The following is a 16,352-nucleotide window of genomic DNA, read 5'->3' on the forward strand; positions in this document are numbered from 1 at the left end:
TCAATTATAAAAAAGAAAGCAGGATTCATTTATGTTGAAAAATAAAAAATCAATCATTTTCTTATTAATTGCAATGTTGTTTATTCCAATGACACTAACTGTAATGAATAGCCAAGATGCAAGTGCTAATACCACATATAATCGTTATCAATTAAACGATAAAAAGTTAGGTATTATGATGACTTTTAAATATTTGTATTCACCTAAAATGGTTAAAGAATATTCCAAAATGGGTGTAATGGCATATGATAATAGTAAGCATACCACTATGCTTAAAGGTTACTCATATGTGACTGGTCAAGGTGATCCTACTAGCTTTATCTACTATAAACATAATGGGAATACCGCTTATTATAAATATTGGTACGTCGGACCTAAGCAAGATGTTGCGCATGGCCATTTCATCAAGCAACGTCATGTTTCAATTAAATATTTAGTAAATAAGTATTATCATACTAAATCACAAAGAAATACTGTTAACTACTATGCAAGTAAACTAAAAAATGATAATTATTAATTATATGATTGGGATGTTAAAATCCTTAACTTCATGCATATCAAGACGATCATGATAATCTAAAACGACATCATCAAAAAACTTATATAACGCTTGGGCAATATAAGCAGATTTATTATGAATTTTATGATTAGTGCGAGTTTGGATAATTAAATTTCGCATCGTTTTAACTAAATTACTTTGCATATAACAGTTTGTTTCAAAATGTAAGGCTTTACGGGCTTCACTGTAGCCGTGTTTAATGGCACGCTTAAGTGAAGCTTTTTTAGTTTTAAAAATAAGTTGTGCATATTGATACAAACAATGCGCATTTTCAGAATATTTCACTAACGTATTAATTAAGTCCGGCTCAAAGGCTGCTTTAGCTTTTAAACCATCCACCACATTCTGCATTAAATCAAATTCACTAATGTTAACCGGTTTATTTTGGTGATGAATATTAGCTTCTGCTGTAACAGCTGTCTTAGATGTTATTTGTTTAGAGTTAGTTTGATTAGAGTTGCTAGAATCAACTTGGGTAGGTTTAGAATCTGCACTATCATCATGAAAATGGGGTAAAAAGAATCTGGTGGCGCCATTGAATACTTTTTTCTTAATCACATATCCTAACTTAGCTAGTTTTTTGTAGACGTTAATTACTGTATTGCGACCAACACCTAAGTCTTTAATCATTTCTTCAACGGTATAAATTACATAGTATGCATTTACTTTTTTATCAAAAAATTCACGGCGCTTGATTGAAGATTGCATGCGGTCGTATAAGTATGCATATGCCAAGCGAGTATCATTGTTTAAACGGTCATCATTACGTAAATCAATATCAAATTTAATAAATTGTTTCATCAGTATCCATCCTTTTTGGACAGAAAAAGAGGGCACAAGTAATAAACTTGTCCCCTCATATATGTAAGATATATTGAAACGAATCCCTAGCTCTTATATAATAACTAAGGAGCGTTAAAGGTTAACAAGTAGTCCGATTACTTTGTTAGCTGGTCGATAATTATTGGTAGTAATTGTCGATCAACGCTCTTTTTCTATGTTTTATTTTTGTATGTTTATAAGTATAGCGGTTTTTTGGTGGGGTGTAAATAAGAAAAATGTTTATTACCCTAATCATCATTTAGCTTAATACTTATTTTAGCATTGTTAAATTATATCAATATGCATAAATAAAAAGCCATCCCATTATATAACTTTGACAGGTTATGGGATAGCTTTAAGTAGTTAACTATAATTATGCCACCGTCTTTTAAACGGCTTTACTAAGAAGTTCTGTTAAAGCAGGGCTTCTTGTTATTTACAGGTGTACTATATATAACATGTTGATTGGTGTCAGTTAGAGTGTATGAAAAATCCTGTAAATTTTAGATAAAATCTACAGGATTCAAATTACTAAATATATTATTTTACGTTCTTATATGCTTTAGCTAAACCAGCTTTGTCACCCTGAGATAAATTGGATGGTAAATTTGGACGATTCTTATACAACATACTATCCCAATATTTGTTTTGCTTTAAACCAACTGTTAATAAAATTCCTTGGATAGGAGTAAACTCTGTATCTCCCATTAATAACCGATTTTTATTAAATGTTAACGAACCTTTTGTAATAACATGCTTTTTATTTAAATTTGTTGTCCAAGAATAGCTGTATTTTATATTGCTATTTTTAAGAATTAGATTAGCTTTTTGTTTATTAGTTTCTATGAATTTTAATGTACCATTATTTCTAATCTTTTTAATTGCTGACTTCCAAATATTTCTATCTTTTTTAGAATTAGATTGGATATAATATTTAATTGTTCTAGTATTAAAATGTCCATAGTTAGGAGATACATAGGTATCTGGTAATGTACCTTTTGCAAAATCATCAGAGATAATATTTTTTTCATTAGTAGTTTTAACTTTTGCATTAGGAATGTTTGAGCCTAAATTTGATGTAACTTTAGATACACCATTCTTAATATGAGAATCTTTTGTATATGGATTAATTCCACCGCCACTACTTAAAATATCTTCAACAAATTTACCATGCCATAGTACGAAAGTTACTTTTTTAACCGGAGTACTATATCCTTTAAACGTTGGTGCCTTAACAGTTATTTTTTGTCCTTCTTTGGCTTTTAGTAATACTGTTTGTGCTTGATCTTTATCTTTATTTGTATTTTCATTTTCTAATGTGTAATAATATGTAGCTGGCTTTGTTTTTAGAGATGATGCATTTGCATTATTTGTAAAAATCATAGTACCTAAAATACTAAATAATAATATTACTAATATTTCTAAAACAATTGATTTATAATTTTTTGAGACAAAATCTTTCATGTAAAAACTCCTTTAGTTATATTTTTTTATAGTTCTATGAACATTTTCAGTATTCCAATCATTAGCACCTGATCCATTATTACTGCCAGAATAATGTGGAATATAAATTACTTTGTGTCCTTCAACTTCTATTGGATCGTAATTATCATTGTGCATTATGATTCCATATTTTTCTTTATTATATTTTTTAAATGCATGAAATGATTTGCCTCCAATAGATAATATTTTTGCATCTTTATTAATCTTTAGTTTATCCATTTTATCAAGTAAATCTTCAACATCTGAAACATCTGCATCTACTTGATCACTATGACTATTAAATTCTGAATTTAAATCAGTCATAAATGCACCCCAGAAACTAGTTCCATATAATGCGGCAGCTAATCTATAATCATTGCTGTTTTTATTCCAATGAAAAGCTAACAAAGAATTATCGTCAATTTTATTTCCCTCTTTACCAGGATTTTGACCAACTATAACTCTATCTAGATTAATATCATTCATCCAAGATTCTTCAAAATACTTTTCTTTATATGATTCTTTAAATAGTTTTTCTCTATTTGAATCTAAATTATCAGTGCTTTTTGGAGTGCTCCAAATTGCAATGCTATCGTATCTTGTGAAATCCACTTTTTTCATTTGATTACTCCTTCCATAATTAATATGATACTTAATTTATAATAACATTAATTTAAGTTTATGCTATCATTGAATTCTATTGATTAAGAAGAATACATATGAAATTTATCGATAAAATTTCTGTAAATGGATTATCAATGATGACTTTATCATTGTTTCAACAATTTACTAGTGTAAATTATAATTATGTAATAATTGCTAAGTCTAAGCATAATAAATATCATCTTATAATAAAGAATATGAAACAGAAGAACAGCAAAAAATGAATTATTTAGAGAAGAAGAGAATAGTGGCTTTAGTTATAATATTAAAAGCCTTTCGGATGGGACATATACTGTATATGATAATAATAATCCTAATGGTAAAACCTTTGCTTTGTAATTTAGAATACTAAATAAAAATACTCGTTGGAAGTTAATCTTCACCAACGAGTATTTTTGTTTAACATACTTCTAAAATATTTACTTAGCTTTTAATCTAATAAATAATGGCTAAAGTTATTTAAAACTTTAGCCAAAGATATGTAATGGCATATAAATGCCCAATTATAAAAAAGATATAAACTCAGAATCAATAAGATTCTTTGTTTGATTTTAACTTAGTATGTTAAATCAATAATGTTTAAAAGTTGGTAGCTAACCAACAGCCTTTATTATATTACTTATTTCAATTTTGTCAACACTTCTAATAAATTTGACTTTATACAACTATAAAATTAAAATTATATTTGTTTCTTTAATAGATTAAAAGTAAGTAAATAGAAAAATAAAAGGAGAATGTAATGAAAAATTATCATATTGGATTAGATATAGGAACATCATCAGTGGGCTTTGCTGCTAAGTATGATGATGGCAGCTTCGTTCATAAAAAAGGTAAAAATATTATCGGTGCTCGTTTGTTTAATGAAGGACAAACCGCAGAAGAACGTCGAACACACAGAACTGCTAGAAGAAGATACAATCGTAGAAGATGGCGCTTGAACTTATTAAATCAAATCTTCAAGGAACCCTTAGATGAAGTTGATGCCGACTTCTTAAAAAGACTTAAACAATCTAGTTTGTCCAATCAGGATGAAAATAAAAAATATTTTGGTAAGTTATTATTCCCAAAAGATGAGAATAAACGTTTTCATACAAACAATATTCAAGAAGATAAACGTGGGAACGATACTATTTTTCACTTACGAAATCGATTAATGAAATCGGATGAAAAAGCTGATATTAGAGAAATTTATTTAGCTTTTCATTCAATGGTAAAAAATCGCGGGAATTTTTTGGATACTACGCCAGCTTCTTCTTTTGAAGCATCAGATATGCATTTAGTTGATGTATTACATAATATTAATAATCTTTACGAGCAAATAAACCTTACTTTTAGCCTTAATGATTTAAATGCTGAAAAGATTGAATCAATTTTACTAGATAATAATATTCGTAATTTTGATAAGAAAAAAACACTAATTAATTTATTACAAAACAAAGTTAGTAATAAAGAAGATAAAGCTATCATTACTGAAATTGTGAAATTAATTTTAGGATACAATAGTAAAAAAATTAATTTAATTTTAGGTGCTGAAGAACTAGAAAGTAATGAATTATGCTTATCTAAAGCTAATAGTGATGATCAAATTACTGCTATTTTTTCCGAAGTTAATGAAGTCCAACAAAATATTATTAATGAAATTAAGACCTTGTATTCAAGGGCAAAGTTAAATCAAATTATCCCTAATGGGAAGACTTATTCTGAATCGATGGTTGATAAGTATAATTTGCATCATGATCAACTAAGAAGTCTCAAGTTGAATATTTTAGATAATTTAGACTTTGATAAAAATAGGAAAATTAATCTTAAAATAGCCTATGCTGCATACATTGGCAATTTAGACGAGGAAAACTTTTCATCTAATGCTTTAGATAATTTTCTTGATACTATTTCGAACAAAGATGGCAAAGATGCGATAAAAAAGGTATTAAAAAATCATAAAAAGAAAATCACTCAAAGTTCCTTATTTTCAATTTTTCATGATTTACTTGGTAATCCTGAGTTAACTGAGACTTTAAGTGAGATGTTATCCAATACTCCAATATCTTTGAAAGATTTTGAAAATAAAACTAAAGAATTAATTAAAAATGATAGTTATTCTGAAGTTCAAACAGCGATTAAGGCATTAAAAAAAGGTAAAAAGAAAGATGACCTTATTTCCGAAAATGATATTCAAAATATTTTAGACAATAATCCACTAAAAGAATTGTTTAGCAATAAAACTATTAAAGAAGAAATTGTTAGTATTAGTAAAGCCATTCAAGCGGGAAATTATTTACCTAAACTTAGAACTTCTGATAATGCTAGTATTCCACATCAAATTAATCAAAATGAAATGGACCAAATTATTGATAAACAAAAGAAATTTTATCCTTGGTTAGCTGAATTAAATCCTAATTCAAATCGTAAAAATGTTGCAAAATATAAGTTGGATGAACTAATTGCATTTAGAATTCCATATTATGTTGGACCAATGATTACTGCTGATGATCAGAAAAAAAGTTCTGATGCTAATTTTGCATGGATGAAAAGAAAAAGCAGTGGCGTGATTACGCCATGGAACTTTGAAGATAAGGTAGATGTAAAATCTACTGCTACTGAATTCATTAAGCGAATGACGGTTAAAGATACTTATTTAATCAATGAAGATGTATTGCCAGATAATAGTTTGTTATATCAAGAATTTAAAGTATTAAATGAACTAAATATTGTAAAAGCTGACGGTAAACGCTTAACCGTAAAACAAAAGCAATCAGTCTTTAATGATTTATTCAAAAAACAAAAAAGTGTTACCGCGAAGAAACTAAGTAATTATTTAGCAGATGACTATATTAAGGCACCTGAAATAACTGGATTATCAGATAAAGACAAGTTTAATAACAATTATGGTTCATACATTGATATGAAAAAAATATTTGGCGATAAAATTGATGATTTAAGTTTGCGTGATGATTTTGAAAAAATTATTGAGTGGTCCACCATTTTTGAAGATCGCGATATTTTAAGGTTACAACTTAAAGATATTAGTTGGTTAAATGACAATCAAGTTAATCAATTAGTTAGCAAACGTTATAGTGGTTGGGGTCGATTATCAAAGAAGTTGTTAACTGGTTTATTAAATAAAAATGGTGAAAGAGTTATGGATATTTTATGGAATAATTCTGTAAACTTTATGCAAGCAATAAATGACCCAGATATTAAAAATCAAATTGCAGAAATTAATTCTAAACAGGTTAATAATTTAGGAATGGAAACAATTCTAGATAATGCCTATACTTCACCACAAAATAAAAAATCCATTAGACAAACAATGAAAGTTGTCGATGATATTCAACGAGCAATGAAAGGCCAAGCACCATCATCTATCTCCATTGAATTTACAAGGAAACCGGATTCTAATTCAGATATTAAAAAGAGTCGTGGCAATCAAATGGATAAAATATACAAAAAACTATCCAAAGATATTTCAAAACAATTAAAGAATGAATTAAAAAGTAATAAAAAGAATTTATCTGATAAGTTGTATCTTTATTTCATGCAAAAGGGAATTGATATCTACACTGGGAACCCCATTGATATTGATAGTGTAATCAATTGTGATATTGATCATATTATTCCTCAAAGCTTTATTAAAGATGATTCACTAGACAATAAGGTGCTTACTAATCATCAAACCAATGATATGAAGGGTGATAAAACACCATTAGATGGTTTATCATCAATTAACATTATTAATCGAGTTGAATATTGGCGAGAACTATTGGAACAAGATCTTATTGGTATTCGTAAGTTCCGTAATTTAACTACTCGATTAGACTCAATTAGTAAATATACTAAAAAGGGTTTTGTAAACCGTCAATTGGTCGAAACTAGTCAAGTCATCAAGTTAGTAGCTAATATTCTAAATGATAAATATAAAAACGATGATACCAATATTATTGAAGTTAAGGCCTATATGAATACCCAATTAAGAGATACATTTGAACTATTTAAATCAAGAGAATTAAATGACTATCATCACGGTGTGGATGCTTATTTAACCACATTTGTGGGAACTTATTTGTATAATCGCTATCCTAAACTAAGACATTATTTTGTCTATGGTGATTTTAAAAAGTTCGATGATTCTGAAATTATCAATCATCTAAAAACATTTAGTTTCTTGCATGATATTACTAACCCAAGCAAAGAACATGAAAATAAAATTTTTGATAAAAATAGCGGCGAAATTATATTAAATCGTAAAGAAGCAATTAAAATAATCAAAAATATTTATGAGTATAAGTTTATGTTGGTTACTCAAGAAGTTTCTACCAGAAAAAATGCTTTATATAATCAGAGTGTTTATCCTGCTAAATTAGCAAATAATAAATTTACTTCAATTAAAAAAGATAAACCAACTAACTTATATGGTGGTCATACTGGGAATAATAATGCTTATATGGCAATGGTGAAAATTACTAGCAACAATGAAAACGAATATAAGCTAGTCGGAGTTCCAATTAGATGTTTGTCTGATTTGAATAGAGCTAAAAAAGATAGCTTATCTTCTTATCAAAATACATTACATGAAATGATTAGTGAACAATTGCCTAATAAAAAATTTACAGTTGTTTTAGATAAAGTTATGTATCGTCAATTAATTGTGGATGGTGATGAAAAATATACAGTTGGAAGTGCTACCTACAAGTATAATGCTAAGCAATTAGTTATATCGTCTGAATCAGTTAAGATTCTTAAAGACGAAAAATTGCGGAATGATTTATCATCTGAAGAATTTAGCAAAAAGCTTGATTATGTATACAATGATATCTTAAAACAAGTTAATAAATATTTACCATTGTATGATATTAACTCATTTAGAAAGAAACTCAATGAGGGCTTTGACAAGTTTAAAAATATTAGTGATAATTTTGCAAAAATTAATATTTTAAATGATATTTTAGAGGGACTTCATGATAACCCTACTAGAAAAAATCTTAAGATAATAGGTATGAATACTGATCTCGGTATGATAAATAATGGTGTTAAATTATCTGAGAACGCTATGATTATTTATCAATCACCAACCGGATTATTTGAACGAAAAGTTAGAATTAAAGACTTATAAGATTATAAAAATGGCCGATTCTAATTTGAATCGGCCATTTTTTAGAAAGAAAGTGTAAATTTATGGGATGGCGGAACGTAATTATTTCTCAACATGCTAAATTATCTTATTCAGCTAACAATATGATTGTCCAAACATTTGAAGGAATGCATCAGATACCCATAGCTGATATTTATATATTAATTGTTGAAAGTAACCAAGCAGTGATAACAACTGAATTAATAAGTCAATTGAATAATACTGATGTAAAGATTGTCTTTTCAGATAATAACCACGAACCATGCTGTGAAACAGTAAATTATTATCCTAATAATCGTTCTCTTGATAAATTAGAAAAACAATATAATTGGCCAAGTAGTCGTGTAAATGTTCTATGGACAAAGATTATTAATAATAAAATTATTAATCAAATTAATGTTTTAAGAATTTATAATCATGATACTAAATCTTTAGAAAATGAATTAGGTAAGTTAGAACTTGGTGATACTAGTAATCGAGAAGCAGTGGTTGCTAGGAAATACTTTATGTTGCTATTTGATAAGAAGTTTACTCGTCGTGATTTTTCACCAATGAATGCGGCTTTAAATTATGGATATTCCATTTTATTGTCTACCTTTAATCGTTCGATTGTATTGAATGGTTATTTAACTGAAATTGGAATCCACCATCATAGTGATGAAAATAATTTTAATTTAGGTTCAGATTTAATGGAACCTTTTAGACCCATTGTTGATTATTGGTTAGCTAATAAAAACTTTTATAAATTAACTCCAGATATCAAGTTCAGTTTAGTAGAGCTATTAAATGTTGAAATTATTTATAATGGAAAAACGATGCTTTTAAATAACGCAATAGATAAATACACAAGTGATTGTCTTAAATATTTAACTACAGGTAAATCCATTAAGATGGAGGTTGAATTGATTAATGAGGTACCGAATAATGCGCTTAATAGTAATGTTTGATTTACCAACTGAAACTAGTAAAGATAGAAGAAATTATCGTAACTTTAGAAAAAAGTTAATTAACGAGGGATTTATGATGCTGCAATATTCTGTTTATGAGCGGGTGTGTGTTAACCGAAAGTCAGCTAAGTTTTTAGAAAAAAGAGTCGCAGCGATGGCACCTATTAAGGGATTGATTCAAAGCTTTATGATTACTGAAAAGCAGTATGATGATATTCATTTTATTACTGGTAAACCAATTGATGACATCCGTAACTCATCAGAAAGGACAATCATTTTATGATATTTAGTTACAGGACACATAAAAAAATAACTATCCAAAAAGGTAATGCTGTTGTCATTGGGACTAATAATCAATCTGTTTATCTTGATCTTATTAACGGATTGAATGGTGATATGGATTTAGTTAATTTTTTCGATAAAGATTATAATATGCTAGATAATAGTAAAAATATTGATTGGGTAGGTGATTTACTTGAGTCAATTGATGTTAACCAAAAGTATAAAAATAAATTGATTAATAACATTTCCAATCATTTAAACGAGAAAGAAATTAATTCAGTTCATGAAGCTAACAGAAAATTATTTAATACTATTCAAAGTCATTTATTTATGTATGATTTACCAATAGAAGTGGAATACGATAATGACTTAAAAAGAATTTTTAAATACTCCAAAATTCATTTTGATAATTTTTCTATTAATAATCCTTATGATAAAATAAAGATATTAATAAAATTACATCTAGAACTAAAAGATTCGTCAGTTTTGGCGGTTACTAATGTAGCTCATTATTTAACCCCGGAACAAATTGGTGGAATTGCAGATTTATGTAAGAGTGCTTCAATTCCATTAATAATGATCGAATTTACTGACTTGCAATCCAAAGATACTTATAAACATTGTAATTTTGCATATATAGACCAAGATTTCGTTGACTGGTATTAATAAGTCATAAGTAATATGAAATAATTATGAGAAATTAACGGTTTTAGAAGTATGTTAAATCAATAATGTTTAAATCAAGTTACGCCGTCTTATAGTCGTATGGTCTGTTTTAGAAGTATGTTAAATCAATAATGTTTAAATCCGATCAGCTTGTACTTGCTCAAAGTAATCTGTTTTAGAAGTATGTTAAATCAATAATGTTTAAATCTAGTAACAGCTGAGTCATATTCAGCAACTAGTTTTAGAAGTATGTTAAATCAATAATGTTTAAATCACAGTTTTATAAAAATCCCAGAACCTTCCTGTTTTAGAAGTATGTTAAATCAATAATGTTTAAATCATATTTAGAACAAGGCGTGGCTACACCAGAGTTTTAGAAGTATGTTAAATCAATAATGTTTAAATCTTACACTTTTTTGTTTTTTATCGTGATAAGGTTTTAGAAGTATGTTAAATCAATAATGTTTAAATCCATTATCCAGCTAACAAATTGCCGGTAGGTGTTTTAGAAGTATGTTAAATCAATAATGTTTAAATCGCATAGGTTAGGTAAGGTTAGGTTAGGTAAGTTTTAGAAGTATGTTAAATCAATAATGTTTAAATCCTATAACCAGTTTTATTTAGCAAACCGTTAGTTTTAGAAGTATGTTAAATCAATAATGTTTAAATCCTACCAAAGTAACTGCTAAACAATTGTTAGGTTTTAGAAGTATGTTAAATCAATAATGTTTAAATCCTACCAAAGTAACTGCTAAACAATTGTTAGGTTTTAGAAGTATGTTAAATCAATAATGTTTAAATCTCCAGTAGGCATTCCATTATATTCTTGTGCGTTTTAGAAGTATGTTAAATCAATAATGTTTAAATCAGTACTAGACCCAGCAATGACTGTTAGCAAGTTTTAGAAGTATGTTAAATCAATAATGTTTAAATCTTTATTTAAGAAGCCATCATGGTATTTAACGTTTTAGAAGTATGTTAAATCAATAATGTTTAAATCTTATGAAGTTTTATAAAGATGTTGATAGCAGTTTTAGAAGTATGTTAAATCAATAATGTTTAAGTTGAGACTACTATAATCACTCCCGCGACTGCGGTTTTAGAAGCGTGTTAAATCAATAATGTTCCACAAAAAAGGAGCTGAACATTCAGCTCCTTTTCCTGTCTTATCGACCAATTTTACTCATGTAATTATACTCAGTGTAATTGTATGAATAGTCATGTTTAATCTTTGTTCGATTATAGATATTGAATCCTAACGAATCTTTATATGTTTTTAAGACGCGTCTACCATGAATCTTACGATGTGATAGCCAGTATGCTTTAGCATCCCCCATCGTGAAACTTCTATAAAATGTATAATTGGTTCCACCAAATCCATGTTGCTTACCATATTTACTACTACCTTTTTTATGCTTAATAACGTACATATAACTCTTATTATTCTTAGCATAAAGTCTTTTTTGGTTGAAATAGACTGAGTATTTATAGATATGCATATGATCAAATTTCTTTGTATGTTTATTCCATGCATACCAATTTCCTCTTAATTCAGTTGGGGTTTGATGATGACCTTTGTATTTAGCCTGAGCTGAATTTACATTAATGCCAAAAAATAATAATAGAGCAAACAAGATTGATATATTTAATTTTAAAATTGATTTTTTATGCGAAATCATAAGTTTCCTCCTAGCAATGTATTCATATTTAATAATAGTCCCAGCTTGTCATAAAGGCAATTAATCCTATTAGCACATCCTTTTCATTATAAAAAACAATGTTAAAATAACTATGTTAGATATTTTTTAAAAGATAGGGGTAATTAATATGATGGATAGCATGTTTAACAAGTTTAAAAATATGATTAAAAAAGAAGAAAACAAAGAAGATACCAAAATTAATAAAGATTCAGTTAGAGATATTAAAGCCACTAAGATGGCTAACCAATATCGTCACATTCAAGAAAACAATATGTTGAGACATCAAGCTAGCAAACATAACCATGTTTACAGTGAGCTTAACAAGAATAGAATGTACAAAATTGCGCTTAGAGATTCTTTACCTAAGAGCATGAAACAAATTAATAGTGCACATAATAATTAATTTAAATTATTAAAAGTCACCTTTATTAATTTAAGGGTGACTTTATTTATTAGTTTAGTTATTGTTTCAGTAATCTTTAATCTTCAAACTAAAAAATAGAGACAAAATTAATTGTCTCCATTTTTGGTTATTGAATTTTTTTATACATAATCCACATTTGTTGCATTTTGGCTTGAAGTTCTTTTTTGCTAACATTATGAATATCAAAGGCATCAAATGAGTACACATTATTCATAATTTCGCTTTTGTTAATGATATTATCTTCAAGCATATTTATATTGATAGTGTTTTCTTTTAATGTTTTAAATTCAATATCAGTATCATATAAAAATTCATTAATAACATTGTTGGCATTAGCTAAGTCTTTTTCATCAAGGTTATTGATGACGTTATTATCTAAGTCACATTTATCATCATCTATCACACTAGCGATATTCACAATTAATGAATCTAACAAATCATGATAGTTAAGGTAATCAAATGTTGATAACTTATCATTTAATTTTCTAGTTTCAGCAACATCAATTTTTGAATCTTTACTAGGCTTTTTACTAACCTTAATTTTACTAGTATATTCTTCCACTGAAATTTCTGGCAACTGTTTTAGTTCTTCCAATGCTTTAGCAAATTTATCTTGTAGGCCAAGTTCTTCAGCGTGTTTAATTAATTGCAAGTTTTTATTCATTATTTTTCAACCCTTATTTTCTTATTGAATATAATCATATAACTAATTAAAAGTGGAATGCAAATCTATAATTATATTTATAATGCTGAATGTTTGAAATTTTTATAAATTGGATATACATTGTTCTATACGATTAAATATTTAAGGAGTGTTAAAAATGATTGTTGTAAACGTTAGAATGAAAATTAACCCCGATAAACGTGCTGAATATTTGGGCTTTATTAAAGATTTAGTTAGCAAGTCTTTGAATGATAAAGGTAATTTATCATATGCACATTATCAAGATACTGCTAATGAAGACCAATATTTAATTTTGGAACATTGGGATAGCCAAGAAGATTTAGATGCGCATTTACAAACTAAACATTTAATTAATTTCCAAGAACATATTGGCGACTATGTTACTGAAGAACCAGAACTATTATTTTTGAAAAAATAATATTAAAATGTATATTCTTTCTAGCAGTTCTTTTCATTCCTAAAGATGTTTTTGATTTATATTGATTTGTAATACCACTTACAATATAATTATATTTAAAATTTTATTTATTCATCTTGATGATTGAGGGGATGTGCAGACACATGGGAGGATTTAAAACCTTATTTAATATTTGGTATATAAGCGTTTTATTTATCTGTATTATTGGCCTAATTCAATTAATTATTAGCTCTTTCTATTATGAAAGTATTTGGCAATGTGCTTTAATTACATGGGTTATAATAGGAATTGGAATTTTTTTAAAGAATAGTAAATTAAAATAAAAAGATGCTGCTAATCATATTTGATTTTAGTAGCATCTTTTTTTGTTATTTTTGTATATTCTTCAAATAATTGCTAGACAATATTTTCATTGTATCTTCCCAATTAAAATCAGTTTTTCCACAAACCTTATTGATGAATTCTAGTTGTGATGTTTCAATTTCTTCAATCATTTTAGATCCGTCATCAGTCAAATAAACTGCTGTTTTACGTTTATCTGACTTGGCAGTTGCTGTGAAAACCAAATTACGTTCTCTTAAATCACGGCAAGCAACGTTTAGTGCTTGTTTGGATATACCGATAATTTGTAGCAATTGCTTAATTGTTATTTCTGGAATCGTATCGATTGCAAATAACATTTTTTGTTGATTGGGAGTTAAGTTATATTCATCTAAATTAGCGATATTATTGATTCCTTGGAAGGCATAATAAAATACCATTAATTTTTCTTTATCAAGCAAATTAATCACTCCTGTTTTAGTCAGTTAAGTTGACTTATTGTTAATTAATGATATTATAACATAAAAGGTCAATTAAATTGACCACTCGTTATTAATTTTATGAGGTGAAATTATGGAAAATAAAATGACCGGATCACAATCGTTAATTCAAAGTATGATTAATCAAGGAATCAAATATGTATTTGGAATTCCTGGAGCTAAAGTTGATCAATTATTTGAAGACTTAAAAGATTGTTCTGATCCGAAAGCACCTAAGCTTATTATTGCTCGTCATGAACAAAATGCTGCTTTTATAGCGGCTGCTATTGGTCGTTTGACTGATACTCCTGGAGTTGTCGCAGTTACATCTGGCCCTGGAGTATCAAATCTTGCAACTGGTTTAATCACTGCTACTTCTGAAGGTGATCCTATTATTGCAATTGGGGGTCAGGTAAAGCGTGATGATGTGCTTAGATTAACTCATCAAAGTATCCCCAGTGCAGCTTTAATGAGTAGTGTCACTAAAAAGAGTGTTGAAGTTGAAGATTCAAATAATATTTCGGAAACTTTTTCGAATGCGTTTATCACAGCACAATCACCTAAAAAGGGCGCCGCTTTTATTTCATTACCACAAGATATTTTGGGTGAAACCACTGATCGTAAGCCAATTCAAAAGTTACCGGTATTGAATAATGGTAGTGTTGATAAATCACAAATGAAGGAAATTGCTAAACTAATTACGCATGCCAAAAAACCAGTTTTCTTAGCAGGAATGCGTGCATCGACCGAAGGTAATAGTGAAGCATTACACCGTTTACTTAAAAAGTTCTCGATTCCAGTTGTTGAAACTTATCAAGGTGCTGGAGTTATTTCACGTGATTTAGTTGATAATTATTATGGTCGAGTAGGTTTATTCGATAATCAAATTGGTGACACAATTCTAAAAGAAAGTGACTTGGTTATTGCGATTGGTTATGATCCAGTTGAATATGAGGCACGAAACTGGAATGTTAATGATGCTGATATTATTAATATTGATACGGTTTCACCAGAAATAACAGCTGACTATCAACCTAATATTATTGTTAATGCTGATATTGGTGAGAGTATTGATGCTTTGAATGAATTTTTACCTAATAACTTATCATTAGATGATGATGTTCAAGAGCATTTGAGTAGTCTAAAAGATTATTTTGAAAATAAAACTGAAATGAACTATGAAACGACTGAAAATGGCTTACATCCATTATCGATAATTCAATCGATTCAAAATTTTGTAAATGATGATATGACGGTCACTGTTGATGTTGGTAGTCATTATATTTGGATGGGGCGTTACTTTAAGACTTATAAGCCTCGTCATTTATTGTTCAGTAATGGAATGCAAACTTTAGGCGTTTCATTACCATGGGCAATTGGTGCAGCCTTAACAAGACCAGATCAACCTGTTATATCAATATCTGGTGACGGTGGATTCTTATTCTCTGGTCAGGAATTAGAAACAGCAGTCCGTTTGAACTTGAATATTATTCAAATCATTTGGGTAGATGGTTATTACGACATGGTTAAGTTCCAAGAAGTAGCTAAGTATGGCCATGATGCTGGGGTTAAACTTGGTTATGTCGACTATGTAAAATACGCTGATAGTTTTGGTGCAACTGGTTATCGTGTGAAAGATGTTGATGAATTGGATGCTACTTTGAAACAATCACAACAAGTCGATGGACCCGTAGTGATTGAAGTTCCAGTTGAATATAAAGATAATATCAAATTAAAAACTAAAATCATTCCAAATGAATTAAATTAATTGAGGTG

General features: G+C 28.3%; 15 protein-coding genes and 1 CRISPR repeat array. Of the genes, 9 read left to right on the forward strand and 6 right to left on the reverse strand.

Going from position 1 to position 16,352, the window contains the following annotated elements:
* Positions 1-31 precede the first annotated feature (31 nt).
* Positions 32-517, forward strand: coding sequence for an Lreu_0056 family protein (locus MOO46_RS05965; RefSeq protein ID WP_249510772.1), 486 nt, complete (start codon positions 32-34; stop codon positions 515-517).
* On the opposite strand, the gene MOO46_RS05970 is transcribed toward MOO46_RS05965, so the two are convergent.
* From MOO46_RS05970 to MOO46_RS05980, 3 genes are all read right to left on the reverse strand, one after another.
* Positions 518-1,360 carry a replication initiator protein A gene (locus tag MOO46_RS05970; RefSeq protein WP_249510773.1) on the reverse strand — a complete coding sequence of 281 codons (843 nt, stop codon included), beginning with the start codon at positions 1,358-1,360 and terminating at the stop codon, positions 518-520. It lies immediately after the preceding gene.
* A gap of 561 nt (positions 1,361-1,921) precedes the next feature.
* Positions 1,922-2,845: a hypothetical protein gene (locus MOO46_RS05975; protein WP_249510774.1), complete on the reverse strand. Its 924-nt coding sequence runs from the start codon at positions 2,843-2,845 to the stop codon at positions 1,922-1,924.
* A gap of 12 nt (positions 2,846-2,857) precedes the next feature.
* Positions 2,858-3,484 carry a hypothetical protein gene (locus MOO46_RS05980; RefSeq protein WP_249510775.1) on the reverse strand — a complete coding sequence of 209 codons (627 nt, stop codon included), beginning with the start codon at positions 3,482-3,484 and terminating at the stop codon, positions 2,858-2,860.
* Positions 3,485-3,582: 98 nt separating this feature from the next.
* Between MOO46_RS05980 and MOO46_RS05985 the strand changes: the two genes are divergently transcribed.
* From MOO46_RS05985 to csn2, 5 genes are all read left to right on the forward strand, one after another.
* The gene (locus MOO46_RS05985) at positions 3,583-3,750 is read left to right on the forward strand and encodes a hypothetical protein (protein ID WP_249510776.1); all 168 of its coding nucleotides are present in this window, start codon (positions 3,583-3,585) and stop codon (positions 3,748-3,750) included.
* A gap of 515 nt (positions 3,751-4,265) precedes the next feature.
* Positions 4,266-8,636, forward strand: coding sequence for a type II CRISPR RNA-guided endonuclease Cas9 (gene cas9, locus MOO46_RS05990; protein ID WP_249510777.1), 4,371 nt, complete (start codon positions 4,266-4,268; stop codon positions 8,634-8,636).
* 62 nt (positions 8,637-8,698) lie between these two features.
* Positions 8,699-9,601 (forward strand): type II CRISPR-associated endonuclease Cas1, encoded by a 903-nt coding sequence (cas1, locus tag MOO46_RS05995; protein ID WP_249510778.1) that lies wholly within the window; start codon positions 8,699-8,701, stop codon positions 9,599-9,601.
* The gene (gene cas2, locus MOO46_RS06000) at positions 9,579-9,884 is read left to right on the forward strand and encodes a CRISPR-associated endonuclease Cas2 (RefSeq protein WP_249510779.1); all 306 of its coding nucleotides are present in this window, start codon (positions 9,579-9,581) and stop codon (positions 9,882-9,884) included. Before cas1 ends, cas2 begins: the two co-directional genes overlap by 23 nt.
* Positions 9,881-10,549, forward strand: a complete 669-nt coding sequence (gene csn2 / locus MOO46_RS06005) for a type II-A CRISPR-associated protein Csn2 (protein ID WP_249510780.1) — start codon at positions 9,881-9,883, stop codon at positions 10,547-10,549. Before cas2 ends, csn2 begins: the two co-directional genes overlap by 4 nt.
* Before the next feature lie 40 nt (positions 10,550-10,589).
* Positions 10,590-11,681: direct repeats of the CRISPR family, unit length 36 nt; unit sequence GTTTTAGAAGTATGTTAAATCAATAATGTTTAAATC.
* 34 nt (positions 11,682-11,715) lie between these two features.
* Here the strand turns inward: csn2 and MOO46_RS06010 are convergent.
* Positions 11,716-12,228: a hypothetical protein gene (locus tag MOO46_RS06010; RefSeq protein ID WP_249510781.1), complete on the reverse strand. Its 513-nt coding sequence runs from the start codon at positions 12,226-12,228 to the stop codon at positions 11,716-11,718.
* A 148-nt stretch (positions 12,229-12,376) separates the two neighbouring features.
* Here MOO46_RS06010 and MOO46_RS06015 point away from each other — a divergent pair, with 148 nt between their 5' ends.
* Positions 12,377-12,652 (forward strand): hypothetical protein, encoded by a 276-nt coding sequence (locus tag MOO46_RS06015; RefSeq protein WP_249510782.1) that lies wholly within the window; start codon positions 12,377-12,379, stop codon positions 12,650-12,652.
* Between the two features lie 127 nt (positions 12,653-12,779).
* Here MOO46_RS06015 and MOO46_RS06020 read toward each other — a convergent pair whose 3' ends face one another.
* Positions 12,780-13,337: a hypothetical protein gene (locus tag MOO46_RS06020; RefSeq protein WP_249510783.1), complete on the reverse strand. Its 558-nt coding sequence runs from the start codon at positions 13,335-13,337 to the stop codon at positions 12,780-12,782.
* 157 nt (positions 13,338-13,494) lie between these two features.
* Here MOO46_RS06020 and MOO46_RS06025 point away from each other — a divergent pair, with 157 nt between their 5' ends.
* Entirely contained in the window at positions 13,495-13,776 is a 282-nt protein-coding gene (locus tag MOO46_RS06025; protein WP_249510784.1) for a putative quinol monooxygenase, read from the forward strand.
* Positions 13,777-14,144: 368 nt separating this feature from the next.
* Here MOO46_RS06025 and MOO46_RS06030 read toward each other — a convergent pair whose 3' ends face one another.
* On the reverse strand, positions 14,145-14,558 hold the full coding sequence (locus tag MOO46_RS06030; RefSeq protein ID WP_249510785.1) for a MarR family winged helix-turn-helix transcriptional regulator: 414 nt from the start codon (positions 14,556-14,558) through the stop codon (positions 14,145-14,147).
* Between the two features lie 112 nt (positions 14,559-14,670).
* Between MOO46_RS06030 and alsS the strand changes: the two genes are divergently transcribed.
* The gene (gene alsS, locus MOO46_RS06035; protein WP_249510786.1) at positions 14,671-16,344 is read left to right on the forward strand and encodes an acetolactate synthase AlsS; all 1,674 of its coding nucleotides are present in this window, start codon (positions 14,671-14,673) and stop codon (positions 16,342-16,344) included.
* Positions 16,345-16,352 lie beyond the last annotated feature (8 nt).

The sequence above is a fragment of the Apilactobacillus apisilvae genome (assembly GCF_023380225.1).
In the GTDB taxonomy this organism is placed as follows: domain Bacteria; phylum Bacillota; class Bacilli; order Lactobacillales; family Lactobacillaceae; genus Apilactobacillus; species Apilactobacillus apisilvae.

Bases quoted from the DNA above. Each gene is read 5' to 3' on its own strand.
- MOO46_RS05965 (WP_249510772.1), top strand. From the start codon at position 32: ATGTTGAAAAATAAAAAATCAATCATTTTCTTATTAATTGCAATGTTG.
- MOO46_RS05970 (WP_249510773.1), bottom strand. From the start codon at position 1,360: ATGAAACAATTTATTAAATTTGATATTGATTTACGTAATGATGACCGT.
- MOO46_RS05975 (WP_249510774.1), bottom strand. From the start codon at position 2,845: ATGAAAGATTTTGTCTCAAAAAATTATAAATCAATTGTTTTAGAAATA.
- MOO46_RS05980 (WP_249510775.1), bottom strand. From the start codon at position 3,484: ATGAAAAAAGTGGATTTCACAAGATACGATAGCATTGCAATTTGGAGC.
- MOO46_RS05985 (WP_249510776.1), top strand. From the start codon at position 3,583: ATGAAATTTATCGATAAAATTTCTGTAAATGGATTATCAATGATGACT.
- cas9 (WP_249510777.1), top strand. From the start codon at position 4,266: ATGAAAAATTATCATATTGGATTAGATATAGGAACATCATCAGTGGGC.
- cas1 (WP_249510778.1), top strand. From the start codon at position 8,699: ATGGGATGGCGGAACGTAATTATTTCTCAACATGCTAAATTATCTTAT.
- cas2 (WP_249510779.1), top strand. From the start codon at position 9,579: ATGCGCTTAATAGTAATGTTTGATTTACCAACTGAAACTAGTAAAGAT.
- csn2 (WP_249510780.1), top strand. From the start codon at position 9,881: ATGATATTTAGTTACAGGACACATAAAAAAATAACTATCCAAAAAGGT.
- MOO46_RS06010 (WP_249510781.1), bottom strand. From the start codon at position 12,228: ATGATTTCGCATAAAAAATCAATTTTAAAATTAAATATATCAATCTTG.
- MOO46_RS06015 (WP_249510782.1), top strand. From the start codon at position 12,377: ATGATGGATAGCATGTTTAACAAGTTTAAAAATATGATTAAAAAAGAA.
- MOO46_RS06020 (WP_249510783.1), bottom strand. From the start codon at position 13,337: ATGAATAAAAACTTGCAATTAATTAAACACGCTGAAGAACTTGGCCTA.
- MOO46_RS06025 (WP_249510784.1), top strand. From the start codon at position 13,495: ATGATTGTTGTAAACGTTAGAATGAAAATTAACCCCGATAAACGTGCT.
- alsS (WP_249510786.1), top strand. From the start codon at position 14,671: ATGGAAAATAAAATGACCGGATCACAATCGTTAATTCAAAGTATGATT.